This is a genomic window from Planctomicrobium aquicomposti, assembly GCF_051466325.1.
Lineage (GTDB): Bacteria > Planctomycetota > Planctomycetia > Planctomycetales > Planctomycetaceae > Planctomicrobium.
The window spans coordinates 5,131,412-5,156,861 of the sequence record NZ_CP195792.1; the positions used below are offsets into that span (position 1 = coordinate 5,131,412).

The 25,450-nt window shown below is 60.8% G+C and carries 18 protein-coding genes; 11 read left to right on the plus strand and 7 right to left on the minus strand.

Translation table 11 applies throughout. From position 1 onward, the window contains the following. Window positions 1-44: 44 nt before the first annotated feature. Both fmt and SH664x_RS19795 read right to left on the minus strand, forming a co-directional pair. The gene (gene fmt, locus SH664x_RS19790) at window positions 45-1,028 is read right to left on the minus strand and encodes a methionyl-tRNA formyltransferase (RefSeq protein ID WP_437207276.1); all 984 of its coding nucleotides are present in this window, start codon (window positions 1,026-1,028) and stop codon (window positions 45-47) included. A gap of 107 nt (window positions 1,029-1,135) precedes the next feature. Beyond that, a complete protein-coding gene (locus tag SH664x_RS19795) occupies window positions 1,136-1,876 on the minus strand; it encodes a metallophosphoesterase (RefSeq protein WP_437203812.1) in 741 nt (246 codons plus the stop codon). A gap of 225 nt (window positions 1,877-2,101) precedes the next feature. Between SH664x_RS19795 and SH664x_RS19800 the strand changes: the two genes are divergently transcribed. The 3 genes from SH664x_RS19800 (at window position 2,102) to SH664x_RS19810 (ending at window position 8,190) form a co-directional block, all read left to right on the plus strand. Next, entirely contained in the window at window positions 2,102-3,415 is a 1,314-nt protein-coding gene (locus SH664x_RS19800; RefSeq protein WP_437203813.1) for a formylmethanofuran dehydrogenase subunit B, read from the plus strand. Next, the gene (locus SH664x_RS19805; protein ID WP_437203815.1) at window positions 3,412-5,376 is read left to right on the plus strand and encodes an amylo-alpha-1,6-glucosidase; all 1,965 of its coding nucleotides are present in this window, start codon (window positions 3,412-3,414) and stop codon (window positions 5,374-5,376) included. Before SH664x_RS19800 ends, SH664x_RS19805 begins: the two co-directional genes overlap by 4 nt. Before the next feature lie 63 nt (window positions 5,377-5,439). Continuing rightward, window positions 5,440-8,190 carry an MGH1-like glycoside hydrolase domain-containing protein gene (locus SH664x_RS19810; RefSeq protein WP_437203817.1) on the plus strand — a complete coding sequence of 917 codons (2,751 nt, stop codon included), beginning with the start codon at window positions 5,440-5,442 and terminating at the stop codon, window positions 8,188-8,190. 51 nt (window positions 8,191-8,241) lie between these two features. Here SH664x_RS19810 and SH664x_RS19815 read toward each other — a convergent pair whose 3' ends face one another. The 3 genes from SH664x_RS19815 to SH664x_RS19825 all read right to left on the minus strand — a co-directional run bounded on the left by SH664x_RS19815 (window position 8,242) and on the right by SH664x_RS19825 (window position 11,846). Continuing rightward, window positions 8,242-8,475 (minus strand): DUF1653 domain-containing protein, encoded by a 234-nt coding sequence (locus SH664x_RS19815; RefSeq protein ID WP_437203818.1) that lies wholly within the window; start codon window positions 8,473-8,475, stop codon window positions 8,242-8,244. Window positions 8,476-8,622: 147 nt separating this feature from the next. Then, complete coding sequence (gene miaB, locus SH664x_RS19820) at window positions 8,623-10,161, minus strand: tRNA (N6-isopentenyl adenosine(37)-C2)-methylthiotransferase MiaB (RefSeq protein ID WP_437203821.1); 1,539 nt, start codon at window positions 10,159-10,161, stop codon at window positions 8,623-8,625. A 260-nt stretch (window positions 10,162-10,421) separates the two neighbouring features. Then, a complete protein-coding gene (locus SH664x_RS19825) occupies window positions 10,422-11,846 on the minus strand; it encodes a class II fumarate hydratase (RefSeq protein ID WP_437203823.1) in 1,425 nt (474 codons plus the stop codon). Between the two features lie 452 nt (window positions 11,847-12,298). Between SH664x_RS19825 and rpsU the strand changes: the two genes are divergently transcribed. From rpsU to SH664x_RS19850, 5 genes are all read left to right on the plus strand, one after another. Next, a complete protein-coding gene (rpsU, locus tag SH664x_RS19830) occupies window positions 12,299-12,493 on the plus strand; it encodes a 30S ribosomal protein S21 (RefSeq protein ID WP_437203824.1) in 195 nt (64 codons plus the stop codon). Between the two features lie 115 nt (window positions 12,494-12,608). Next, complete coding sequence (locus tag SH664x_RS19835; RefSeq protein WP_437203826.1) at window positions 12,609-13,157, plus strand: inorganic diphosphatase; 549 nt, start codon at window positions 12,609-12,611, stop codon at window positions 13,155-13,157. A 102-nt stretch (window positions 13,158-13,259) separates the two neighbouring features. Then, window positions 13,260-14,639, plus strand: a complete 1,380-nt coding sequence (locus tag SH664x_RS19840; RefSeq protein ID WP_437203827.1) for a dipeptidase — start codon at window positions 13,260-13,262, stop codon at window positions 14,637-14,639. A gap of 54 nt (window positions 14,640-14,693) precedes the next feature. Further along, complete coding sequence (gene serS, locus SH664x_RS19845; protein ID WP_437203829.1) at window positions 14,694-15,977, plus strand: serine--tRNA ligase; 1,284 nt, start codon at window positions 14,694-14,696, stop codon at window positions 15,975-15,977. Window positions 15,978-16,129: 152 nt separating this feature from the next. Continuing rightward, a complete protein-coding gene (locus tag SH664x_RS19850; RefSeq protein WP_437203831.1) occupies window positions 16,130-18,079 on the plus strand; it encodes a YjhG/YagF family D-xylonate dehydratase in 1,950 nt (649 codons plus the stop codon). Window positions 18,080-18,161: 82 nt separating this feature from the next. Here the strand turns inward: SH664x_RS19850 and SH664x_RS19855 are convergent, their stop codons facing one another. Beyond that, complete coding sequence (locus tag SH664x_RS19855) at window positions 18,162-20,993, minus strand: hypothetical protein (protein WP_437203833.1); 2,832 nt, start codon at window positions 20,991-20,993, stop codon at window positions 18,162-18,164. 209 nt (window positions 20,994-21,202) lie between these two features. Here SH664x_RS19855 and prfB point away from each other — a divergent pair. After that, window positions 21,203-22,316 (plus strand): peptide chain release factor 2 gene (gene prfB, locus SH664x_RS19860; protein ID WP_437203835.1). Its coding sequence is split into 2 segments (ribosomal slippage): window positions 21,203-21,271 and window positions 21,273-22,316, totalling 1,113 coding nucleotides; the frame shifts between segments, so codons are not numbered across the junction. Window positions 22,317-22,341: 25 nt separating this feature from the next. Next, window positions 22,342-22,974 carry a DUF447 domain-containing protein gene (locus SH664x_RS19865; RefSeq protein WP_437203837.1) on the plus strand — a complete coding sequence of 211 codons (633 nt, stop codon included), beginning with the start codon at window positions 22,342-22,344 and terminating at the stop codon, window positions 22,972-22,974. Between the two features lie 54 nt (window positions 22,975-23,028). Here SH664x_RS19865 and SH664x_RS19870 read toward each other — a convergent pair whose 3' ends face one another. Beyond that, on the minus strand, window positions 23,029-24,075 hold the full coding sequence (locus SH664x_RS19870) for a type II secretion system F family protein (RefSeq protein ID WP_437203838.1): 1,047 nt from the start codon (window positions 24,073-24,075) through the stop codon (window positions 23,029-23,031). 334 nt (window positions 24,076-24,409) lie between these two features. Between SH664x_RS19870 and SH664x_RS19875 the strand changes: the two genes are divergently transcribed. Beyond that, window positions 24,410-25,441, plus strand: coding sequence for an aldo/keto reductase (locus tag SH664x_RS19875; RefSeq protein WP_437203840.1), 1,032 nt, complete (start codon window positions 24,410-24,412; stop codon window positions 25,439-25,441). Window positions 25,442-25,450: the final 9 nt, after the last annotated feature.

The following is a 25,450-nucleotide window of genomic DNA, read 5'->3' on the forward strand; positions in this document are numbered from 1 at the left end:
GACTTCTGCGTGAGCGGGAGAATGTCATCAAAAGTCAAAATGCTCTATAGCGTGCGCGGAGGCAACGTTTCCGCGCCGAATTCTCCTCCGCTGACGTTGGTCCCGCGCAGGAATTCCGACGTCTGCATGGCCCGCTTCCCCGCCGGCTGCAGACGGCTCACACGGACAGCGCCGCAGCCGGTCTTGATGAGCAGGTCCCCCTCTTTCGAGAGGATTGCCTCCCCCGGACGATACGAGCCCCGCGCCAGTCCGTGATCGGTTTCAGCCAGCGGATCGACATCGAGAATCAGCATTCGCTGCGGCGCCCGGGCCGGCAGATGGAGATACGTGTAAGCCATCGGCCAGGGTTGCATCGCCCGCACATGCCAGCCGATCTTTTCCGCCGGGAGTGACCAGTCGATGAGCCCCGCCTCCTTCGGAATCTTGGGGGCCTTCGTCACCAGAGTGGCATCCTGAAAGTGACGTTCCTCGGTCCCCTGCTCCATGCGATCGAGAACGCTGATCGTCAGATCGGCCGCGAGCACCGCCAGCCGGTCATGCAGTTCGCCGCTCGTCTCTTTGGGACCAATCGGCGTTCGGACGACTCCCAGAATCGGACCGGCATCGAGCTTCGGCTCAATCTGAAAGATCGTGACTCCCGATTCGGTTTCTCCATTCCAGACGGCGTACTGCACGGGAGCCGCCCCGCGATACTTGGGAAGCAGAGAGCCATGCAGGTTGATCGCCCCCCGGCGGGGAATTGCCAGCAGGCTGGCCGAGAGGATCTGACCATAAGCAGCCACCACAAACAGATCGGCGTTGAACGCCTTCAGCCGTTCCAGAGATTCCGGTGCATTGGCCTTTTCCGGCTGAAAGACCTCGAGTCCGGCCTGTCGAGCCCGCTCCTTCAGCGGATTCACATGCTGATGATGCCCCTTGCCGGTGCGATCAGGCTGCGTCACCAGCCCGACAACATTCCGTCCCGAAGCCAACAGCCGCTCAAACGCGGGAAGGGCAAACGCACCCGTTCCCATCATCACCAGACGCATGGACACGAAGAAAACTCCTGCAGCATATGACCTGCCTTCCGCAGGTCATCCACGTTCGAATGGATGACCTGTGCGACCAGCGGACAGTTCACTGCGATCGATATTGCTCACACGCCGGACGGACTTGAATTCGCATCCGGCAGAATCACCTCCCGTTTCACAATCCGGAATTTTCCCGATCCGATCGGTGCGCCGCAATTGTGAAAGGTCACATTTCGCAAATGATAGTGATCCACAGAGCGATGCGTATGTCCGAAGCAGACATGCTCGACACCTGTTTCCGGACCATGACCGATGTGCTCCATGTAAGACAGAATCCGCCGGGCCACCCGCTTGCGGGGATAGACCGCCGTGGGAGCAATCCGATGCAGCTGAGCGCGTATCACCAGATCGTATAGCGTGTGTTGCAGCGGAGAACGGGTCGTATGACGAAAGCTGTCCCGCTGCCGTTCAAGAATGGCTGCTGTCGTGGTGCGATCGGCCACATCGCCGTGCAGAAAGAGGGTGTTCCCCAGCCGATGATAGAAACGGCTCCAGGTAAAGTTCGTCAGTTCTCCTTGCAACTGCGGGAGCGCTGCGTGCATCAGCGGGTGGTCATCGTGGTTTCCGCAGAGAAAGTGAACCGAACAATTCCCCGTTCTGTCGACGAATTCCCGCAGCCAGAGACTGGCCGCCCGCGCGGTCGCTTCGTCGCTCCCGAGTGTCGACCAGCGAAAGTCAAAGATATCCCCTCCGAGGATGAACTGGTCGCAATCGCGGGCGACTTCGATCATCCGGTCGAGATGCCGTGACGCTGTGGAACGTTTCGCGAACAGATGCAGGTCGGAAACAAAGCAGATTTTGGGCATGCGACGACCAATTCGGCGGGCTACTGCAGCTCACTTGAAGCGCCCTCAATTTTTGTCTGGCAGGATCCGGTTTGCCAAGTGACCGTTTTTCCCGGGAGTTGATTTTTGTGGAATTCGGCCGAGGGGTCGGATTCTGCCGGTTTCAAATCCATCTGTTATCATATCATCCCTGTCCGGCAGCACCCGTTTCGTCCGCTTCGCACGTTGCTCAACCAGAAATCGGTCATGACCGAGTTTTCCCATGTCCCTTGTCCCGCCTGCAGCTGCCTCTGCGACGATCTGGTCGTACGGGTCGAGGGGCATGACGTGTTGCCGGTTCGCAACGCCTGCAGCACGTTCGGCAGCTGGGTGAAGAAAATCAGCCAATCGCGCGCTCCACTGGCGGCTGTCGACGGTGTGGAATGCGATCTCTCGACCGCAATTTCCACCGCTGTGCCGCTGTTGCAGCAAAGCCATTCCCCGTTGCTCTATGGCTTCGGCCGCTCGACCGTCGGCGACACGCGGAACGCTCTGGAGCTGGCCGAGAGGCTGCGAGGGACGATCGACACCACCGCTTCTGTCGGGCACGGGCGGGGAGTGCTCGCCTTTCAGCAGGTGGGGGAATCGACCTGCACTCTGGGTGAAGTCCGACAGCGGGCCGATCTGATTCTGTTCTGGAATGCCGATCCGGTGGCGAGCCATCCCCGCTTTTTTGAACGGTTTATCGACACGCCTCCGGGGGAGTTTCTGCCGGGAGGCCGTACCGACCGCTTCGTGATCGTGATCAATGCCGAGGAGACGGCCACCGACTCCCGCGCTGATCTTGTCCTGCGGACTCAACCGGGCCGCGAGCTCGATGTCGTCTGGGCATTGCGACAATTGCTCCGCGACCCGCAGGCCCCCCTGCCCGACTCTTGCGGGCTTGAGTCTGCACAACTTTCTGGACTGCTGGAACGACTTCAGAACTGCCGCTACGGCGTCGTTTTTCATGGACTGAACCAGATCAACTCCCCTGCGGAACAACTGACGATCGAGGGACTCTCGCGGCTGGTGATGGAGCTGAATGCTGTCACCCGCTGCTGCCTGCGAAGCCTGGGTGGGGGACGACACACAGCCGATCAGGTGCTGACCTGGCAGACCGGATTCCCATTCGCTATCAACTTGGGTGCGGGCTATCCCCGTTATGCACCGGACGAGTTTTCGGGCCCGAAGATGCTCGCCCGGGGTGAAGTCGACTGCTGTGTGCTGATCGGCACGGAATCGCTGACAAGATTTCCAGCTGAAGCGCTCGATCAACTCGACCGGATTCCCACACTGGTCCTCAGCAATCCGGATGAGCCTCTTCCTTTCACGCCGACCATTCGCATCACGACGGCGGTGAACGGACTGTTTGCTGCGGGGACGGCGTATCGTCTGGACGATGTCCCCCTGACATTACGTCAACTGGTCGACAGTCCGTACCCCGCGGAAGGAGTGGTGTTCGACGCCCTCTGCCGACAGATCTCCTTCCGGCCCCGAACAGCCGATCACGCCCTGCCATCTCTTGAGCCGACCGCATGACTCGCGATGAACAGGAATGGCTGGAAACCGATGGTCTCGGCGGCTTCGCATCCGGCACCGTCAGCGGCCGCCGTTCGCGTCGCTATCATGCCCTGCTGCTGACCGCCCGGCACCCGCCCGCCGACCGCCTGGTCCTGATCAATGGCTTCGAGGCGAGTGTCACCACCGCAGCCGGGACCTGTGCCATCTCGTCACAGCACTATGTGCCGGATGTCATTCACCCGCACGGCGACCGGCACCTCGTCTCTTTTACGTCGACTCCCTGGCCGACGTGGGTCTACGATCTGCCGAACGGAGCCGTCATCCGGTGCGAGCTGTTCATCCCGCACGGTCGATCGGCGCTGGTCCTGCGCTGGAGCCTGGTCGAAGAGGTGGTCGACAGCGCCAGCCTGAACGTCCGCTTTCTGCATTCCGGCCGCGACTATCATGCTCTTCATCGCGAGAACTCCCTGTTCTCGTTCGAGCCGCAGCGACTCAACAATGCCTTGCTGTTTCGTCCCTATCCGGATGTCCCGGGTGCGTTGATCGAGACCAACGGCAGCTATCAGCAGGAGCCCCTCTGGTACCGGCAGTTTTGTTATGCACTGGAGGCGGAACGGGGACTCGATTTCGTGGAAGACCTCGCTTCCCCCGGATCGTTCCGGTTCGACCTGCAGCGCGGACCGGCACTCTGCCTGCTGACGGCGGAAGGCCCCGACAGTTTCAGCGTTTCACCCGGGGAGCGACTCGATGAAGTCATTCGCGAACTGGAAACCGCCGAGCGCTCGCGGCGGGCCGCTTTCAAGTCTCCACTCCATTTTGCAGCGGACCAGTATCTGGTGAAACGGGGTGAGGGGCTGACCATTGTGGCGGGCTATCCGTGGTTTCTCGACTGGGGACGCGACACGTTCCTCTCCTTGCGCGGGCTCTGTCTGGCAACGGGACGAGTCCAGGCTGCCGGTCAGATTCTCCGCGAGTGGTCGACACAGGTTTCCGGCGGAATGCTTCCCAACCGCTTCCCGGATCAGGGAACCGAGCCCGAATACAATTCGGTCGATGCCGCACTCTGGTTCATCATCGCGGTGAACGACTTCCTGTTGGCTGCGGGGACTGACTGTTCACCCACAGAAAGGGAGCAACTGCTCGCAGCGGTGGACGCCATTCTGGAGGGCTATTCACACGGGACCCGTTACCAGATCGGTGCGGATCACGATGGGCTGCTGAAGGCGGGAGAGCCCGGTGTTCAGCTGACATGGATGGACGCCAAAGTCGGTGACTGGGTGGTCACGCCGCGCATTGGCAAGCCGGTCGAAATTCAGGCGTTGTGGATCAATGCCCTGCGCATCGGGGCTCAGTCCAACGACCGGTGGAAACGCCCGTTTCAGCTGGCATCGACCTCCTTTCGCGTCCGCTTCTGGAATCCCGCGCAGCAGTGCCTGTTCGACGTCATCGACAGCGATCATCGTCCCGGGGCGGTCGATGCGTCGATTCGACCGAACCAGATACTCGCGGTCGGCGGGCTCCCGTATGGACTCCTCGACGATCAGCAGGCGCGACAGGTCGTCGACATTGTCGAACAGAAGTTGCTGACCCCCTGCGGACCGCGGACTCTCGATCCGGACTCCCCCGCCTATCACCCGCATTACACCGGGGGCGTCCGGGAGCGCGATGAGGCTTATCATCAGGGAACCGTTTGGCCCTGGCTGATCGGCCCCTTCGTCGAGGCCTGGCTGCGGGTTCACCAAGAGGATCCCCACGCTCGCGCCACCGCGCGACAACGCTTCCTGCAGCCACTGCTGGAGACAACGACACAGTTCGGACTGGGACACGTCTGCGAGATCGCCGATGGTGAACCGACAGCATTTCCCGAAGGGCCCCGGCAACGGCTGCGCGGCTGCCCGTTTCAGGCGTGGTCAGTCGGAGAGCTGCTGCGCGTCCTCAAACTGCTCGACGAGCCTGCCCCAACGCCGACAGCGAACTGACTGAAGCAGGACTCAGCGACCCCACTCCCGCCCGCACATGATGAGAATCGACTGGAGTCACAGATGATCAGACGGACCGCAGGGAACGATGCCCCGCAGCAGGACCAGCAGGGAATCCGTACCGGTGAGCAGGTCCGGACGGCAGAAGATCTGCGACTGCTGGCAGACCGCGACCGCGCCGAAAACTGGAAGCGCTGGGGTCCCTACCTCGCGGAGCGTCAATGGGGGACAGTGCGCGAAGACTATTCCGCGACCGGAGAGTGCTGGTCCTACCTGCCGCATGATCATGCGCGCAGCCGCGCCTATCGCTGGGGGGAAGATGGGCTTCTCGGTTTCTGCGACCGCGAGTGCCGCCTCTGCTTCGCGGTCACCCTCTGGAATGGTCACGATCCGATTCTGAAAGAACGACTGTTCGGACTGGGGGGCCCCGAAGGGAATCACGGCGAAGATGTCAAAGAGTGTTACTACTACCTCGACTCGTCCCCGACCCACTCGTACTTCAAGGCCCTCTACAAATATCCGCAGAATGAATTTCCCTACCGCTGGCTGGTGGAAGAAAACGCCCGCCGCGATCGCAACCAGCCCGAGTTCGAACTGATCGACACCGGCATCTTCAACGACAATCGCTATTTTGATGTGTTCGTCGAATATGCGAAAGCTTCGCCGGACGACATTCTGATCCGGCTGACGGTGGTCAATCGAGGTCCGGAGACCGCCACACTGCAACTGCTCCCCACGTTATGGTTCCGCAATTCATGGAGCTGGGGCTGCGAGCACGATGGCTGTGATCCCAAGCCGCACATGCAGCAACGTGGCCCGGGAGAAGTCGGCTGCGAGCATGTCACACTCGGAAAATTCCGGTTCTTTGCGGGTGCGGATCCGGCGGGTAACACGCCCGATTTCCTCTTCACCCAGAATGAAACCAACTACCAGCGCATCTTCCAGACCGCCAACTCCAGCCCGCAGGTCAAAGACAGTTTTCACGACTACGTGATTCACGGCCAGACCTCGGCGGTCGAAGCAGGTCGTTATGGAACCAAGTGCGCTGCGCAGTACCGGCTGGAGATTCCCGCGGGAGGTGAGCAAACCGTCCAGCTGCGGCTCGTTCCGGAACGTGAAGTTCCGGCCGCACCCTTCGGGCCTGAGTTCAGCAAGACCTTTGCACAACGCATCCGCGAAACAGACGACTTTTATGAGGCCGCCCTCCCGGCCGCGCAGACGCCGGCAGAACGTCTCATCGCCCGGCAGGCGTACGCCGGGCTGCTGTGGTCCAAGCAGTTCTATCACTATGTGATCAAGGACTGGCTGCAGGGAGATCCCCACCAGCCCGCTCCCCCCGCAGGTCATCGCTTCGCCCGCAACACGGAATGGTTGCACCTGTTCAATCGCGATGTGGTTTCCATGCCGGACAAATGGGAGTACCCCTGGTACGCCGCCTGGGATCTCGCTTTTCACATGCTGCCGTTCGCGGAGATTGATGGAGAGTTTGCCAAACAGCAGCTGCTCCTCTTCCTGCGTGAATGGTACATGCATCCCAACGGGCAGCTCCCGGCCTACGAGTTTGCGTTTGGCGATGTCAATCCGCCGGTGCATGCCTGGGCCTGCTGGCGGGTCTTCAAAATCACCGGCGACAAGGGCCGCCGCGACTACAACTTCCTGAAACGGGCCTTCCAGAAGTTGCTGATCAACTTCACCTGGTGGGTCAATCGCAAAGATCCGCAGGGGCGTAATCTCTTCTCGGGCGGCTTTCTAGGCCTCGACAATATTGGAGTGTTTGACCGCTCGAAGCCGCTCCCCAACGGAGGCTCGCTCGAGCAGGCGGATGCCACCGCGTGGATGGCCTTCTTCTGCTCCACCATGCTGTCGATGGCACTGGAGATTGCCTCGGTCGATGACACCTACGAAGACATCGCCTCCAAGTTCTTCGAACATTTTGTCGCGATCGTCGATGCCATGAACAGCCTCGGCGGAACCGGCCTGTGGAACGATGAAGACGGGCAGTATTACGACATGCTGAACGTCAACGACACGACGATTCCGCTGCGCATCCGATCGATGGTGGGCATCATTCCTCTCTTCGCGGTGGAAATTCTCGACCAGCGGATCATCGACAAGCTCCCCGGCTTCAAGAAGCGGATGGACTGGTTCCTCCAGCATCGTAGCGACCTGGCCCGGCATATCTCGTATTGCGATCTCGATGGGAATGCGCCGGATCATCCCGCTTACGCGCGGCGGCTGCTGGCGATCCCCTCCCGTGAGCGGCTCGAGCGGATGCTCCGTTATCTGCTCGATGAAAATGAATTCCTCTCGCAGTACGGCATTCGCGCGCTCTCCAAGGTGCACGAACAGCAACCGTACGTGCTGAAGATGGGGGGTGAGGAGCAGTGCGTCCAGTACGTTCCCGGTGAGTCGAACACGCCCCTCTTTGGCGGCAACTCCAACTGGCGGGGACCGATCTGGTTTCCGGTCAACTATCTCCTGATCGAAGCCCTCGAGCGCTATCACCACTTTTACGGTGACACCCTAAAGGTCGAATGCCCGGTCGGCTCGGGAACCTGGCTGAACCTGCAGGAGGTCGCCCGCGAGATTTCCCGTCGGCTCAAATCACTGTTTCTCCCCGATGAGCAGGGGCGGCGTCCCTGCCACGGCGAGGACCAGCGCTACGCCAACGACCCCCACTGGCGGGATCTGGTTCTGTTTTACGAATACTTCCACGGCGACAACGGGCGTGGCTGTGGCGCGAGTCACCAGACCGGCTGGACCTCTCTGGTGGCGAGGTTGCTCCGGGATTGCGAGGCGAGCTCCGCCCGGTAGACAAGCTTGCTCTTCAGTTTCCCGACGTCAGCACGAACCGGCTGTCTCAGATCACTGCGCGGGGGGCGTTTGCTCAGGCCCGAGATAGCCGAACCGGGGAACCTGTTCCCCGGCGACGACGACCGTTTCCAGAAACATCGCCGCCGGACGGACCCACAGCCCACGATCACCATAGTCCTGGCGATAGACCACAAGCTCCTCTTCGGTCTCGCTGTGCCGGGCAATTCCGAGCACGAGGTAGTCCTGCCCCTTGTAATGGCGATAGCGCCCTGGACGAATCGTCATCACAGAATCCCCGGTCTCAATGAATCACTGAAAAGGCAACCGTTCCTGCGCAGGCAGCGTCCCGTGTGCCGCGAGTCTCGCCTTCGCTGACAAGAACGGGGCACTCAACAGCACCGATGCTCCCGATTCACGCACACAGAGTGACACTTACATCAGTACCGGCAGCAGACCTTCGGTTCCCGGTTGAATATGCCGCGTCGCGATGTTTCCGAGCAGCGTGGTCTGGGTGACGTCATCGATATCGATTTCGGCGAGTGTTCCCGCCAATCGGGGATTCCCGGGGAAGACGACGATCCGGTCACACTTGGTGCGGCCGACCAGCTGAATCGGTCCGACGTACGTTTCCAGTGGCGATCCTTGCTCAGCGAGACCTGTCCCGGGGCCGATGTTGAGCTGGACAAACTCGTTCTTCACTGGTGGAGCGGCGTGGTCATGGAACTCCGGACCGGCCGGAGCGGCGGCTCCCGCCTTTTTACTCGGACCTTCGACCAGCACTTCCACCCGCCGGCCGATGAAGGCGGCGTTGTCTTCTTCGCTGATTTCGTTCTGCACCCGCAGCAGTTCGTTGTTCCGCTGCCGTTTCACTTCTTCGGGAACATCATCCTCATACAGGTCATAGGCCTTGGTCCCCAGTCGCGGGCTGTATTTGAAGATGAAGCTGTTCTTGAAGCGGAACTCGCGCACCGTATCGACCGACCGTTGAAACGCTGCATCCGTTTCACCGCAGAAACCGACGATGAAGTCGCTGCTGACGGCACATCCCGGCAGATACTCTGCGATGCGGGCCATCATGTCGCGATAGATTTCAACGGTATAACCCCGCTTCATCTTCTTCAGCTGGTCGTTGCAACCGTGCTGCAACGGCACATGCAGATAGCGGGCGACCTTGGGCAGGTCGCGAATCGCCACCAGCAGATCGGTCGTCATATCTTTCGGGTAGTTGGTCACGAACTTGATCCGGTCGATTCCCGGAACATCATGAATCAGCGCCAGCAGATCGCTGAGCCGGAAGTTCTTCCCGTCCTGCAGATGGTGATACGAATTCACCGTCTGCCCCAGCAGCGTGATTTCCTTGACTCCCTGTGAGGCGAGCAGTTCGGTCTCGCGCAGAATATCGCGCGGGGGGCGGGACTGTTCCGGTCCGCGCGTGCTGGGGACCACGCAATAGGTACAGAACTTATCGCAGCCGATCATAATCCGCACATAGGCCTGCCACGGACTGGGACGCATCGTCGGGTCGCGCAGCGGATCGTAGCTCTCGAAGCTGCCGGCCACTTCATCGCGCGAGCCAGCCTTGCGGTCGAGCGAAATCGCCAGCTGCTTCTTCCGCGTGGCGCGGACCTCATCCACCAGATCAGGGATTTCGGCAAGTTGCCCCGTGCCGACAACGAGGTCGACATGCGGCGCCTTTTTGAAAATCAGTTCCTGATCTTTCTGCGCCATGCAGCCCATGACGCCGATCACCAGATCACGGTTTTTGCGTTTGCCGTATTTGAACCGTCCGATCGAGCTGTAGGTCTTGTGCTCGGCATTTTCGCGTACGCTGCAGGTGTTGAACAGAATCGTGTCCGCCTGCTGCGGATCGTTCGTCAGCTCATAGCCCCGTTGCCGCAGCGCGGCGACGACCAGTTCGCTGTCCAGCACATTCATCTGACAGCCGACAGTTTCGATATAAAGACGGTGCATACGATTGAATCAGGTCTCAAGGGGAAGCGGGCAGGCGAAACAGATGTCGGCTGTGACGAGCGGAATCATCCCGTGACCCGGGACTGACCCGACCTTCACCCTGGCAGCCTGCGTGCCGACCACACAGCATAGGCGAACTCCCCCCCGGGAATCGAGATCAACAGCCGATCACCGACCGGACCGGGCCCGCCGCCACGGGGACGACGGGCCGGTTCGATCGTTGTTTTTTCACGGGGAAACGACTCCGGATGCGGCCGGAATCAGGCCTGCGGTTCGGTCATGCTCATCGGATCGAGCGCGGCGTTCAGGACGTCAATCGGAAGAATATTCTTCTCCACGCAGAGTTCCCGGATCGTTTTTCCCGTCTTGAACGCTTCTTTCGCCAGCTGGGCCGCCAGCTCGTAGCCGATATGCGGATTCAGGCTGGTGACCATCGACAGGCTCTTTTCGACCCCCGCCTCGCAAGCTTCGGCGTTGGCTTCGAGCCCCTCGGCACACAGGTCGACGAACGCGTTGGTCCCCTTCGACAGGAGCATAATCGACTCCAGTGTCGTCTGCCCCATCACCGGCATCATGATGTTCAACTGGAAACTCCCCCCGGCCGCTCCGCTGACCGTGATGCAGCCATCGTTACCGATCACCCGGGCGCAGACCTGCATCAGGCTCTCGCACATCACCGGGTTGACCTTGCCCGGCATAATGGAGCTGCCCGGCTGCAAGTCGGGAATCTGCACTTCGTAGAAGCCGCAGCGCGGCCCCGATCCGAGCCAGCGAATGTTGTTCGCCACGTTGAACAGAGTGGTGGCAATCGTCTTCAACTGGCCATGACATTCCACCAGTCCATCGCGCTGGGCGTTGGCTTCGAAGTGATCTTCTGCTTCCACGAACGAAATACCCGTCTGCTCCGCCAGCACTTCCGCCACACGGCAACCGAATTCCGGGTGGGTGTTGATCCCCGAACCGACCGCCGTGCCGCCGACGGGAAGCTCGGTGACCGCCTGCAGTGCCCGGTCGGCACGCTCGATCGACAGTTCCAGCTGACGGGCGAAGCCTCCGAATTCCTGTCCCAGCCGCAGCGGTGTGGCATCGGCGAGGTGGGTGCGTCCGATCTTGATAATTTGGTCCCAGTCACGGGCGTGACGCGCGAGCACCTTCTGGAATTTTTTGAGAGCCGGAATCAGCTGCTGATGAATCGACAGCGCGACCGCCACATGAATGGCTGTCGGGAAGGTGTCGTTCGTGCTCTGCCCCATATTGACGTGATCGTTGGGGTGGATCGTCTTCTTCGCCTGAAAACGGTCTTCGCCGATCAGTTCGACCGCCCGGTTCGAGATCACCTCGTTGGCGTTCATGTTGCTCGATGTCCCCGACCCGGTCTGAAAGACGTCGATCGGGAACTCGCTGTCGAATTTTCCCTGAGCCACTTCCTGAGCCGCCTGCAGCATGGCCTCCACCTGGGCCTGAGTCAGGGGGTTCTTGCCGCTGCCGGTCAGCTTGTCGAGATCGCGATTCGCCACTCCGCAGGCATACTTCACCAGTCCCATCGCGTGGATCAGATCGGGGTGGAGAGTCCAGCCGGAAACAGGAAAGTTCTCAACGGCGCGCTGGGTCTGGGCGCTGTAGTAAGCCTTGGCGGGAACCTGGACTTCCCCCATGGAGTCTTTTTCGATGCGGTATTCTGACATGGAACTTCTGACTGGCAGAGTGTGGATGGAAAATTGCGGTCGTCCGTTGCTGTTTTGAAGAATCCCCGTCCGGCGGTCAAGCAAGTCGAGCCGGAGCTGGCGGATTTGTCAGGCGCGGCAGCGTGTCTGAGTCGGCTGGCCCACAGACGCATCAACACATCCTCATACCACAAAACAGCTTGCAACCTGCTCGAGCACGGGCCCTGCGTCGCGCGGCAATCACAAAGGCTGTAAGCAGTTGAAGCGAAGTTCTGGAGAAAAAAGTTTCCACAAAGGGCAGCTTGCCTCAACGCCCAAAGTCGATATACTGGCAATCCTTTTGCTGAAACTCGGCAGAGCCTGCCCCGTTTCCCAATTTGCTGCGAACAGAGTCGGTCCGGTAGCTGTCCGTCCACTCTGATTCCTAAATAATTTCACTGTAACGGCTTGTGGCCGTCATCCAGGAGAGTTTTGTGGTTCGATTGCGTTTGCGAGATAATGAATCCGTGCAGGACGCAGTGCGTCGGTTCCGGAAGCTGGTGGAGCACAGTGGCGTGAAGAAGGAACTCCGGAAGCGCGAGTTCTACGAAAAGCCCAGCGAACAGAATCGCCGTGAACGCCGCCGGGCCAAGAATCGCGCCCGCATGAATCAGATGATGAATGGCTGAGCCGGTTAATATGTTGTTTCACCCCGCAGTGGGGTGACTGCCTGGAAGCACGCCTCAGAGCGTGCTTTTTCAGTTTCCAGATCCAATTTGCCTTGAACGGGCTAAAGGCCGCGACATGACGCACGCCTGGCATGATGTCACTCCCGGGGAGAACCTTCCCAACGAATTCACCACTGTCATTGAGATCCCGATGGGATCGAGCGTGAAGTACGAACTGGACAAGCAGACCGGACTTCTGAAGGTCGACCGCATCCTGTACTCCGCTGTTTACTATCCGGCGAACTACGGTTTCATCCCTCAGACCTACGCCGAAGATGACGATCCGCTGGACGTGCTGGTCCTCTGCCAGGAGCCGGTGGCCCCGCTGACTCTGGTTCACTCCCGCGTCGTCGGCCTGATGACGATGGTCGACATGGGCAAAAAGGACCACAAGATTCTGGCGGTCGCTTCTCACGATCCCGAGTACAACGGTCTGCTGCAGTTCGACGAGTTGCCGATTCACCGCCTGTCGATGCTGCGGCGGTTCTTCCAGGATTACAAACTCCTGGAAGGGAAGTCGGTGGAAGTCGACGAGTTCCAGCCGGTGGAAGCGGCGCTGCCGATCATCGAACGGGCTCTCGAAGAATACAGCACTCGACGTCGACGCGGCTTTATCGATCGCTGACGAGTGATCGAGAGCGGTCACCACGACCAGCGGGATCACTTGCTTCCGCTGACTGGGACGCCGCAGGTCTCCCCGTCCTTCAGGTCTCGGAACATAGACGACATGACTGCTCCTTCCATCGCCACGGTCGAGCGCTGGCTGCAGGACAACGCCGACGCGAATGTCGCCGACCTGATATCGCTGCTCCGCATTCCCAGCGTCAGCGCCGATTCCCGCCACCGTGCCGACATGGGACGTGCGGCCGAGTTTCTCCGCTCGCAGCTGGCCGAATGCGGCTGTGACGCCGAAGTGGTCCCGACCGCCGGACATGGAATCGTGTTCGCCTCGTGGACCAAGAAGCCGGGCGCGCCAACCGCGCTTGTCTATGGCCACTACGATGTGCAGCCTGCAGACCCGCTGAATGAGTGGCATTCTCCTCCGTTCGAGCCGGTCATTCGCGATGGCCAGATTTACGCTCGCGGAGCAACGGACGACAAAGGGCAGATGCTCACACATGTGAAGTCGGTCGCCGCCTGGCTGCGAGCAACCGGCGAACTTCCAATCAACGTGAAATTCGTCATCGAAGGCGAAGAGGAAGTCGGCAGCAACAATCTGGATCGTTTTCTCTCCGACAACCGCGAGAAGTGTGCCTGCGATATCGTCGTGGTCAGCGACACGTCCCAATACGCTCCCGGGATTCCGGCGGTCACCTATGGACTGCGGGGCATCACCGCCTGCGAAGTGACCGTTTATGGCCCTGCACAGGATGTTCACAGCGGCGTCTTCGGCGGAGCGATCGCTAACCCGGTGAATGGGCTCGCGCAGCTGATCGCCCTGCTGCACAAAGAGGGCCGCGTTCAGGTTCCCGGTTTTTATGATGACGTCGTTCCGCTGACCGACAATGAGCGGGCAGCGTTCGCCGCACTCCCCTTTGACGAGCAGAGCTTTCTCGACAGTCTCGGCGTACCGGCCCCTTCCGGCGAGGCGGGCTTTTCCACCATCGAACGCCGCTGGGCACGCCCCACTTGCGACGTCAACGGCATCACCGGCGGTTATCAGGGGGAAGGACCGAAAACGATCGTCCCCTCCAAGGCCTCTGCCAAGATCACCTGTCGGCTCGTGCCGAACCAGTCTGCCGATGCGATTGTCGAACAGCTTGGTCAGTTCCTGCGAGACAACTGCCCCCCCGGCCTGCGCATCGAGTTTCGTCCGCATCACGGCTGCGATGCGGTCGTCTGCGACCTGCACAGCCCGTTCATGAAGTCTGCCTCGGCAGCCATTGAAAAGGCGTTCGGCCGTCCGCCCGTCATGATTCGTGAAGGGGGATCGATCCCCGTCGTGGCCACCTTTAAGCGGCTGCTGGGAGTCGACACCCTGCTGCTCGGCTGGGGCCAGAACACCGACAATCTGCACGGTCCTAACGAACATTTCTCCCTCGACTCGTTCCATCGCGGCACTCTGGCGAGTGCCTGGCTGTGGCACGAGATTGCAAACAACACCTGAATTCAGCGGGCTGAGACCCCTCCCGCCGACTCTGTCCTGAATCGATGATTTCCCATGCTCGACCTGCAATTCATCTGCGACAACATCGGACTGATTGAAGAGAACTGCCGCAACCGGGGCGTCACGGTCGATCTGCCGCAACTCCTCCGCCTGCGCGAGAGCCGGGGAACGCTCATCACCGAAGGAGACCAGCTCCGGCACGAGCAGAAAGAAATTGCCGCACAGATCCCCAAAGCCACCGCTGCGGATCGCCCGACTCTCGTGGAACGGGGCAAACAACTGAAGGCGGAAGTGACCCGCAACGAGGCAGCGCTGCGTGAAGTTGAAGCCGAACTCAAGGCAGAACAGTCACGCATTCCCAACCTGTCGCACCCCGACGCTCCGATCGGCGGCGAAGCCGATTCCAAAGTCGTCCGCGAATGGGGAATGAAACCGAAATTCGACTTCAAGCCGCTCGACCATGTCGATCTGGCTCACAAACTCGACCTCGTCGATTTTGAAGCGGGTGCCCGCGTGGCCGGCTCCGGATTTTATTACCTGAAAAACGAAGCGGTGCTGCTCGAACTGGCACTTGTGCAGTACGCCATCAATAAAGTTCGGGCGGAAGGCTTCACTCTTTACACGACTCCCGACCTGGCCCGCGATGAAGTTCTCGAAGGGATCGGCTTCAACCCCCGCGGACCCGAAACGCAGATCTACTCAGTGCAGGGGACCGACCTGTCGCTGGTCGCGACCGCTGAGATCACACTGGGGGGAGCCTACCGCGATCAGATCCTGAATATCGGCGACCTGCCGCTGAAGCTGGCGGGGCTCTCGCACTGTTTCCGGACAGAAGCCGGGGGGCACGGCAAAGCGGTCCGCGGCATCTATCGCGTGCATCAGTTCACCAAAGTCGAGATGTTCGGCTACACCGCGCCGGACGTGCAGGCCTCCGATGCACTGCAGCAGACCATCGTCCGCATCGAAGAAGAAATCTTTCAGGGACTGGGCATTCCTTATCGCGTGCTCGACACCGCCACCGGCGATCTCGGCGGACCGGCCTATCGCAAGTTCGACCTCGAAGCCTGGATGCCCGGCCGGGGCGAAGCGGGCGAATACGGCGAAATCACATCCGCTTCGAACTGCACCGACTTCCAGTCACGTCGACTCGGAATCCGCTGCAAGTCACCCGACAAAAAGGGAACGCAGTTCGTGCACACGCTGAACGGCACGGCCGTCGCTGTGACCCGCGCGATGATTGCCCTGCTCGAAAATTATCAGCAGGCGGATGGCAGTGTGGTCGTCCCTGAAGTACTCCGCCCGTGGGTGGGAGTCGATCGCATCCTGCCGAAACGCTGAAGTCCCTCACCTGTCGTGGTCCCCCGTTTCCGCCTGTCTAGAGCATTTTGAATTTGATTACACCCTCCTCGCCACGCGGAAGTCAGCATTTCACCAAATGAAACGCTTGCTGCGCAGGCACTGCAAAGAGCAACCGGCTCTAGAAGTCCGATATGTTCGGTAGCGACCCCTCGATTTATGACCTGCTCACCGAGGGAGAGGGGCCGTCTGGCTCGTTGCCACTGACCGAGGAAATGCTCCGTCACAGCCCGAGCGGTGATCTCTTCGGACTGACACAGGATGCCGGAATGGGCTGGGATCCGCAGCAGCTGCTGCGGGATCACGTTCTCATTCTCAGCACGATGGGGGGCATTCGCGCAGAGGATGGCCATCCGATCGCATTGGGATATCACACCGGGCACTGGGAGATCGGCCTGCTGATGCGGGCGGCTGCCGAAGAACTCAACCGCCTGCAGTGCCTTCCCTTCGCGGGCTATGTCTCCGACCCCTGCGACGGCCGTTCCAATGGGACGACCGCCATGATGGACAGCCTCGCTTACCGCAATGATGCGGCCGTGGTGCTCAAGCGATTGATTCGTTCACTTCCGGTCCGCAAGGGCGTCATCGGCGTCGCCACCTGCGACAAAGGTCTCCCCGCAATGATGATGGCGGTGGCGGCACAGCATCAGCTCCCCTGTATCATCGTTCCCGGAGGAGTGACCCTGCCTGCCACGGGAGCAGAAAACGCGGGGAAGGTGCAATCGATCGGCGCCCGCTTCGCACAGGGAGAAATTGACCTGCAGTACGCCGCGGACATGGGGTGCCGGGCGTGTGGGTCACCGGGGGGAGGCTGTCAGTTTCTGGGAACGGCTGCGACCTCTCAGGTGGTGGCGGAAGCGCTGGGACTCTGTCTGCCGCACACGGCTCTGGCCCCCTCGGGACAGGCGGTCTGGCGCGATGCCGCCGTGCGCTCCGCAGCTGCGCTGGTTCAGATGATCGCCCGCAAAGAGACGATGAGCACCTTGCTGACGGATGGGGCCATCCGGAATGCTATGGTGGTGCACGCCGCCTTCGGCGGTTCCACGAATCTGCTGCTGCACATTCCGGCGGTCGCTTTCGAAGCCGGCTTGCGACGGCCGACCGTCGAGGATTGGAATCGCATCAACCGGCAGACGCCCCGACTCGTCGATGTCCTGCCGAACGGTCCGGTCGGGCACCCGACTGTCCGCGTCTTTCTCGCCGGCGGGGTTCCCGAGGTGATGCTGCACCTGCGGAATCTGAATCTCCTTGACCTTGAAGTCCGCACCGCAACGGGGTCTGCACTCGGCGAAGTTCTCGCTGCCTGGGAAGTCTCCGAACGTCGTGAACGCTTCCGTGAGCTCCTGCGCGAACGCGATGGAGTCGAGCCCGATGAAGTGATCTTCAGCCCCGCGGCAGCGCGGGCCCGCAAGCTGACGAGCACCGTCACATTCCCGGTCGGCAACATCGCCCCGGAAGGCTCGGTCATCAAGAGTACCGCCATCGATCCGAGTCTACTCGATGAACAGGGAGTGTATCGCAAGCTGGGCCCCGCGCGGGTCTTCACCAGCGAACGGGAAGCGATTGCGGCCGTGAAAGGCCAGCACCCCTTTCCGATCCGGCCGGGTGACATTCTCGTGCTGATGTGCCGGGGGCCACTCGGTTCCGGCATGGAAGAGACCTATCAGATCACCGGCGCCCTGCGTTACCTCAAATGGGGTAAGGAAGTCGCAGTCGTCACCGATGCCCGCTTTTCCGGAGTCTCCACCGGCGCCTGCATTGGGCACGTCGGCCCCGAAGCACTGGCGCAAGGCCCGATCGGTAAGCTGCGGGACGGTGACCTCGTCGAGATTGTGATCGACTGCAAGAACCTGACCGGAACACTGAACTATGTCGGGAGCGAGGAACAGCGACTCTCTCCTGAGGAAGGAGCCGCCGAGTTGGCGCAGCGGGCCCCTTCGGTTCCCCTGCTGCCTGACCCACTGCTCCCCCCCGACACGCTAATGTGGGCGTTGCTGCAGCAACTCGGAGGCGGGACCTGGGGCGGGTGTGTTTACGATCCCGCTGCGCTGGCCAAGGCGTTGCAGCAGCCTGTTTCGCAATAGGCCACTCGCGCCTGTGTGCTTGAGGGAAGTCAAAAACGACGCTCGCTGACGCTTCGGGCTCTGAGGAATTCCAATGGGAGCACTATGAAAACGTCAGTTCCACATCGCACAGTTCGTACGGGGCGATCTCGAGCACCACGCCATCCGCTTCCACGTTCAGCGTGACGATCGACTTTCCATTGAAGTCGAGCTGCCGTGCACTGACCGGAGTCCGAAAACAACGTAGCCGGGTCGTTCGCCCCCGTCCCTCGGTTTCCAGTAAACGAACAACGATCGAATTGTCTTTCGCAGAGGGGAGCAGTCGTGTCAACTGCACATTGGCAGCGTTGACCTGAAAGAACCAGCCCGCCTGCGCAGCCCCCTGAGGACGGCTTTCCGTGGCTACTGTGACGGGCGGCAGAAAGGCATCGAGCTGTGCCTGCAGCGGGTAAGGAGCATCTATCGCCAGCACGAAGCGGAACTGTCGCGACTCCTCCCCTTCCACCACGAGCAGCGAATCGATCATCCGTTCCCCAGTGCGGCGGTGGAAGATCAATCCGGAGGTCAGAATCGTGGTGCGATAGTTCTCGTCGGCGATCTCCACGTATTGCGGAGCCTCGATCCGCGCGGCCTTCACTCCGTGAGCCCCCTGCTGCATCGAGGCGGTGACCGCCACGCTCTCATGCTTCCATGCAAATCGGCAGGCGACGTAATTCGTCCACGGATCTCCAGTCGGCGCCTGCGGCAGGTCGAGTTCAATCTCAACTTCTACGTTTGGTTTCCCCCGCACGACACGCGTCACTTGCCGGTAAGTTCCCAGCACTGCGGCGGTCTGCTGATCAATCAGCTCGCCCCGCGTTTCGATTTCTCCAATCAGCGGACCGGCACTCAGAATTCGTGACTCGCGCAGCTGCATCGCCGTATAGAACGTGTCGAATGTCCGAGGTTCATCCCCTTCGTGCACGGTGACCGTTTTTTCATAAGGGAAACGCCAGGCAATCTGCTGACTGATCCGGTTGGGGCTGCGCTGGTAAGTCAGAATCTGGGCAATCCCGCCGGTCACTTCGCTCAGATGGACTTCGAACAAGTCGTTCCGCAGCGTCAGTCCCTCAGCCATCTTCACCTTGCCGGGAACAGTGGGGGGCAACGTCTCTTCATTGTTGGCCAGCCAGAGAAATCCGCAGGGAGGCACTTCCACCAGCGCGCGGCAGCCCTGCTCATCGATCTGCTGATTCAGAACAGAGTCGTGTGGAGCGGGCGCCCCCTGCGGCCAATGCACCAGTGTCTTCCGGGAAAAGGAACAGGGGTTCGCAATCAGCATGCCCGGCCCTGATCTCCCCGAGCCACAGAGCAACTTTACCAGTGCTGCGGTCCCCATCTCTTCGGCGGCAGCGATCGACTGATCCGCCTGCGACTGGGCCTCGGCATCGGCTTCCGGATGTGCCAGCTCCAGCTGTTGTTCCAGCGCAGCATCCCGCTCCGCAGAGATCCGCCCGCTGCGAATGAACTCTGTCGCCCCCGCCAGCCAGGCGGCCCGCTGAAAGCGAAGGCGCCGGTCCCAGTTGGCCACCCAACGACTGAGGGGATTCGCCAGCCGCCGCGCGACGGTCTGCACCAGCTCCGGAGAAAAATATCCCCCTGCGGCAAAACTGGATCGCCGCCCCGGAGCACTCGCCAACTGGAAATATTCGGAGAGAAAGACAAACCGTCCCAATACAGGCGCATATGCATGAGCCCGCCGCAGATCTTCAAAGAACGGAGTCCGCAGATCGGGCCAACGGACAAACAGGACCGCGGCCGAATGGTCCGAGTCCATCGACTCCGACATCCGCAGCGGAAACTTCAGCATCCCCGCAGCGGAATCGGCCGCCAGCGGAATCCGGCTGTAAGCGTCGATCGACTCGCCGTCACTCCCCTCCCAGCTGAGGTGGGTCTGTTCTTCTTCGGGGTAGGTTCCATCGTCCAGCAGGAGATGGAGCGCCCCCTCGTAATCTAGACGCCGCAGGAGCGCGGGGAGGTGTGTTCCCAACCCGAAGCGCTTCCGTCCCCAGACCGTGGGCACCTTGCCGAACAGCTTACGGTACAGCCCCCGCCCCTGCTGCAGATGCCAGAGAGTCGAATCGAGCGGCTGAAGCGTGGTCATCAGCTCGACATCGTCTCCGCCGATCAATTCGACCTTCTGCTGTTCGAGGGCCGTGCGGACCCGCGGGCCCCACGCGGCATCGCTCCTGTCGATTGCTTCCCACGTCCGACCGGGCGCCATCAGATTCACGGGAACGTTCGTCTCAAGTAACGTCGACAGGGCCGGGCCAGCCAGCGTAGGAGTCACCAGGCAAACGTCGATGAGATAGCATTCCACCGGATAAAACCGTTCGCGGCATTCCTGCAGATGTTCGAAGCAGTGCCCCAGATGCGTGCGCGCCGTCTCATTGTCCTGCTGCAGGGCTGCCGCGGCCGCCGCTTTGACATCGCGCAGCAATTGAAGATCGTCGACATGGCTGAAGTTTCGCATGTGCCGTGTCAGCAGTTCGACCTGCAGCCACGCCATGCCGAGGGCAAAAAAGTCGGCCACGAGGTCCGGATCGAGATCTGCCGAGACAGTCTCGTGCGCGAGAGCGGCCTCAAGCATTTTGCTCCGCTCATGTTCTCCGCGGACCACCGTGACCCCGGCGGCGAGCGCATCCTCGATCGCGTTGTAGGGCATGATGTCTTCGCACTCGATCGGCACGATCATCAGCCGGCCCGGGGCGTAGTCCGGGTACTCATCATCGGCCCGCATCCAACGCGGAAGAGCATCGGCTTCCGCCAGCAACTGGGGATGCCAGAGGACCGCAAATGCGTTCAGCAGGCTCGCGGCCGGACGTTCTCCCAGTTCGGTCGGGAAGTCTTCCAGACTGTGGCAGGGCATCAGGGCGATGAGCTGGCGATAAGGCATGATTTCAGACAAATCCTGGGAAAAAACCGGGAGCTGCCAGTTTACGCCAGAACCGGAGCCACTTGAACTGCGGGGAGGTTTAAAACGGTTCCCCCGACTTCAGAATTCCCTGTCGGCCCAAGATCGGGTGGCGGATCACTGGGCTCCCGTCACCCGGACCGGTAAACTGCCGTTTTCCGCCTTTTTGCCCCTCGCCAAGAACGAGTCTCATGGAAAGCGAACTTCGAGATCAGGCCGCCAGTTTGATGGAGCGCATCGTCCTGTTAAAGGACTCTCTTTGACTACGACGTCATGCTCCTTCGGGCTCGCGAGCTCGATGAATTGATGTCGACTCCCAACTTCTGGGATCACCAGGAAAAAGCGCAATCGGTCATCGCCGAGCTGCGCCGATTGAATGCGCTGCTTAAACCGCTGTCGCAACTCAGTCAGGGTGCGGATGACATCCAGGTGCTGATGGAGTTCGCCGAAGAGGATGAAGCTCCGGAAACCATCGCTGAGATTCGCGATCTGATCGACTCGCTGGGCAAGTTGCTCGAAGGGACCGAACTGCAGGCGAGCATGAAGAATCCCGAAGACGCCGGAAACGCCTACATGGTGATTCAGGCGGGTGAAGGGGGAACCGACTCTGCGGACTTCGCCGAAATGCTGATGCGCATGTATCTGCGCTGGGCGGAGCGAAACGGTTTCGAAATGGAAGAAATCGACCGCTCGGACGGCGAAGAGGCAGGCATCCGCAATGTTACCCTGCTGGTCAAGGGGGACTATGCATTCGGTTACCTCAAAGGGGAAACCGGCAACCATCGCCTGATCCGCATCAGCCCGTTCGATTCGGCTGGCCGTCGTCACACCGCATTTGCGGCGGTCGACGTCACACCCGACCTGGGCGATGCGGCCGACATCGAAATCGACTGGGAAAGCGGCAAGGAAGTCCGTGAAGACGTCTTCCGGGCCGGCGGAGCGGGGGGCCAGAAGGTCAACAAAACCAGCTCGGCCATCCGACTGACCCACTTCCCCAGCGGTGTCGTGGTGCAGTGCCAGAACGAGCGCAGCCAGCATCAGAACCGGGCTCTGGCCCGCAAGATGCTGATTGCCAAGCTCTACCAGCTGGAACAGGAGAAGCAGGAACAGGCCAATGCCGCCCGCCGTGGAGAGAAATCGAAGATCGGCTTCGGAGGCCAGACGATCCGGCACTACGTGCTGCAGCCGCAGCAGTTTGTGAAGGACGATCGCTCGGAACTGAAGCAGAGCAATCCACTGGAAGTGCTCGACGGGGCCCTCGAACCCTTTATCGAAGCCTATCTGCGCTGGAGTATTGCGAAGTAAAGCGCGCCGCTAGTGACAGCGGGGGGTGCCCGCTGTCTGGGTCACTCTGATGGTGATTCCGACGATGATTCTGGAAGGCCTGTGTACGACGCGGAACACCGAAGGGAAAATCAACATCGCTCCGATGGGGCCGATCGTTGATGAAGAACTGAAGACGTTCCGCTTTCGACCGTATCAATCCTCGACCACGTTCGCGAACCTGCAGGCGACACGCTGCGGCGTCTTTCATGTCACTGATGACATGCTGATGATCGCCCAGGCGGCGATCGGCCGCTGGATTCAATACCCCAAGCTGTTCCCCGCGCTGGAGATCGAGGGAGCGGTGATTGCCGATGCCTGCCGCTGGTATGAGTTCACGGTCACGTCGATCGACGACTCCGAGATTCGCAGCGAAGTCATCACCACCGTCCGTCACGCCGGCAAGCTGCGTGATTTCTTCGGCATGAACCGGGCCAAATCCGCCGTGCTGGAAACAGCCATCATGGCGACCCGCCTGCATCTGCTTCCCCATCCGGAGATTCGCAAGCAGATGGAACAGTTCGCTGTCATCGTCGACAAGACCGCCGGAGAACGGGACCGAGCGGCATTTGAGCTGTTGCGGGAATATCTTGAACGCCGACTGATCGACGATGCCTCCTCGTCGCCAGAAGAACGCTGAGCGGCCCGGACGGGAGTTCCCTCGGCGCCATCCACGCGTGACAGAGGCCACTGCTCACATTCGGTTCACGTCTTTGAGTGCCCCATCCAGAATATTCAGGTACCAGAAGACAATCCGGAAGACGAAGAAGATGATAAACATCGCCACGCAGGCCCAGATCGCCCAGCCGAGTGCGGCGGTCAAGGCCTTCAGGCTGCGGCGGGCTTCTTCCTCGAACTGAGGGCTGAGCCGGTCCAGTTCCTCGGGCACGGTCCCCGAAGTCTCTGCCACCAGCACGATCTCCAGAAACTCCTGCGAGAACAGGCCACTCTGCGTCAGGGCGTCGGTCAGCGTTTCACCGTTCATGACATCACTGATGATCGTCGGCGCAGCCGCGATGTACGCGCCGTTCGAAGTCGCCCGCAGACTGGACTCCAGACTCGGTTCGATCGGCATGCCCGCCTGCTGGGTCAGAGAAAATGCCCACGAAAAGCGTGCAATGGCAAAATTCTGCAGACAGGTCCCAACGATCGGAATCTGCAACAGGATCCGATGCAGCAGTTTCTGGCCGGACAGCGTGGACTGCGCCAGCTTGTACAGCACAAAGACCGCTGCCAGTCCGATCGCCCAGCCACCAAACCAGACCAGGGCGCCGCTGGTCCCGAGCAGGCCGAAACCGAGCACATCCTGCGGAGCGCCGGTGCTGCTGCCGATGATCCCCAGCAACCAGATCATGAAGCCAATAATCAACACTGCGGCCGCGAACTGCAGCATCGGCATCGAGATCTGGCTGATGAAATCCTTGCGCAAACGGATGTTGTTTTCGTAGTGCTGCGCCAGCGCTTTCAGCACCTCCGGCAGCGAGCCGGTCGCTTCTCCCACCTGCAGCAGGTTCACAAATAAATGGGGAAAGTAATCCTGGTGGGCCTCGAACGCCGCGGTTACCGTCCCGCCCGATTTAATCTGCTGGAGGATATCATTCAGAGCAGCCGACATCCGGGGATCGGCTTTGCGGGCCGCCAACTGAAACGCGCGCAGAATGTCGATGCCGGCAGCGAGCGACGTGCCCAGACTGCGGCACAGGGTGACCATCTGCTGGTGTGTCGCACGGGGCTGAAACATGAACTGCTTCCTGAGCGGACCAGATCCGGCGACTCCTGCTGAAACCGGAAATGTGGCAGAAGCAGGCGAACCTGAGGGGCGAACCGGGATCCTGAAAGTCGGAGACGAAGGAATCGCGGACCGGCGATCCACATGGCCGGGCACGCCTTTCCGTCTGTCCAGTCTATCTCAAGGTCTCCGCTCGCGGCGACCCACTTGACGTCCCCCCGCTGGCGAATTCACGATCGGCCCCAGGCGGGCCGCGCTCTTCCTCTCCCAAGGATTCTTTAGCACGACGGCAGGTGTCGTTTATGATCACCCAGAACAATCGCTTCCCCGACAGAAGGAGTTCGTAATGGAGTTTCGTCAACTTGGTGGATCCGGCCTGAAAGTTCCTGTTCTCTGCCTGGGAACCGGCACCTTTGGGGGACAGGGAGACGTGTTCAAGTCGTGGGGTCAGACCGACGTCGCGGAAGCGACAAAGCTGGTGGACATCTGCCTCGAAGCGGGAGTCAACATGTTCGACTCCGCGAACACTTATTCCTTCGGCCAGGCGGAAGAGATTCTGGGGCAGGCGATCAAAGGCCGCCGCGACCAGGTGCTGATTTCGACCAAGGCGACGTTCGCGATTGGCACCGGCCCGAACGATGTCGGGTCCTCGCGCTGGCATCTGCTGAAAGCGATCGACAACAGCCTGAAGCGGCTGGGAACGGATTATATCGACCTGTTTCAGCTGCACGGCTTTGATGCCCTCACGCCCGTGGATGAGGTGATGAGCACACTCGACCGGCTCGTGCAGGTGGGGAAGATCCGCTACATCGGCTGCTCGAACTTTTCGGGATGGCATCTGATGAAAGCGCTCGCCACTTCAGATCGCTACGGCTGGACACGCTTCGTGGCTCATCAGGCTTATTACTCCCTGATCGGCCGGGACTACGAATGGGAACTGATGCCCCTCGCGCTCGACCAGAAGGTGGGAGCCGTCGTCTGGTCGCCACTCGGCTGGGGTCGACTGACCGGCAAGATCCGTCGCGGCCAGCCGGTCCCGGAGAACAGTCGACGGCAGGGGCAGTCGTCGAACGATGTCGGCCCGCAACTGGACGATGAATACGTCTATCAAGTGGTGGATGCCCTCGACTCCGTGGCCCAGGAGACCGGCAAGACGGTGCCGCAAATTGCCCTCAACTGGCTCCTCACGCGACCTACGGTCTCCACCGTCATCATCGGCGCCCGCAACGAAGAACAGCTGCGACAGAATCTGGGTGCGGTCGGCTGGTCTCTGACTCCGGAACAGATCGCCCGTCTCGATGCCGCCAGCGCCACACGGGTCGCTTATCCGTACTGGCACCAGCGACTCTTCGCCAAGCGGAATCCACTGCCGGTGTAACGGGTAGCG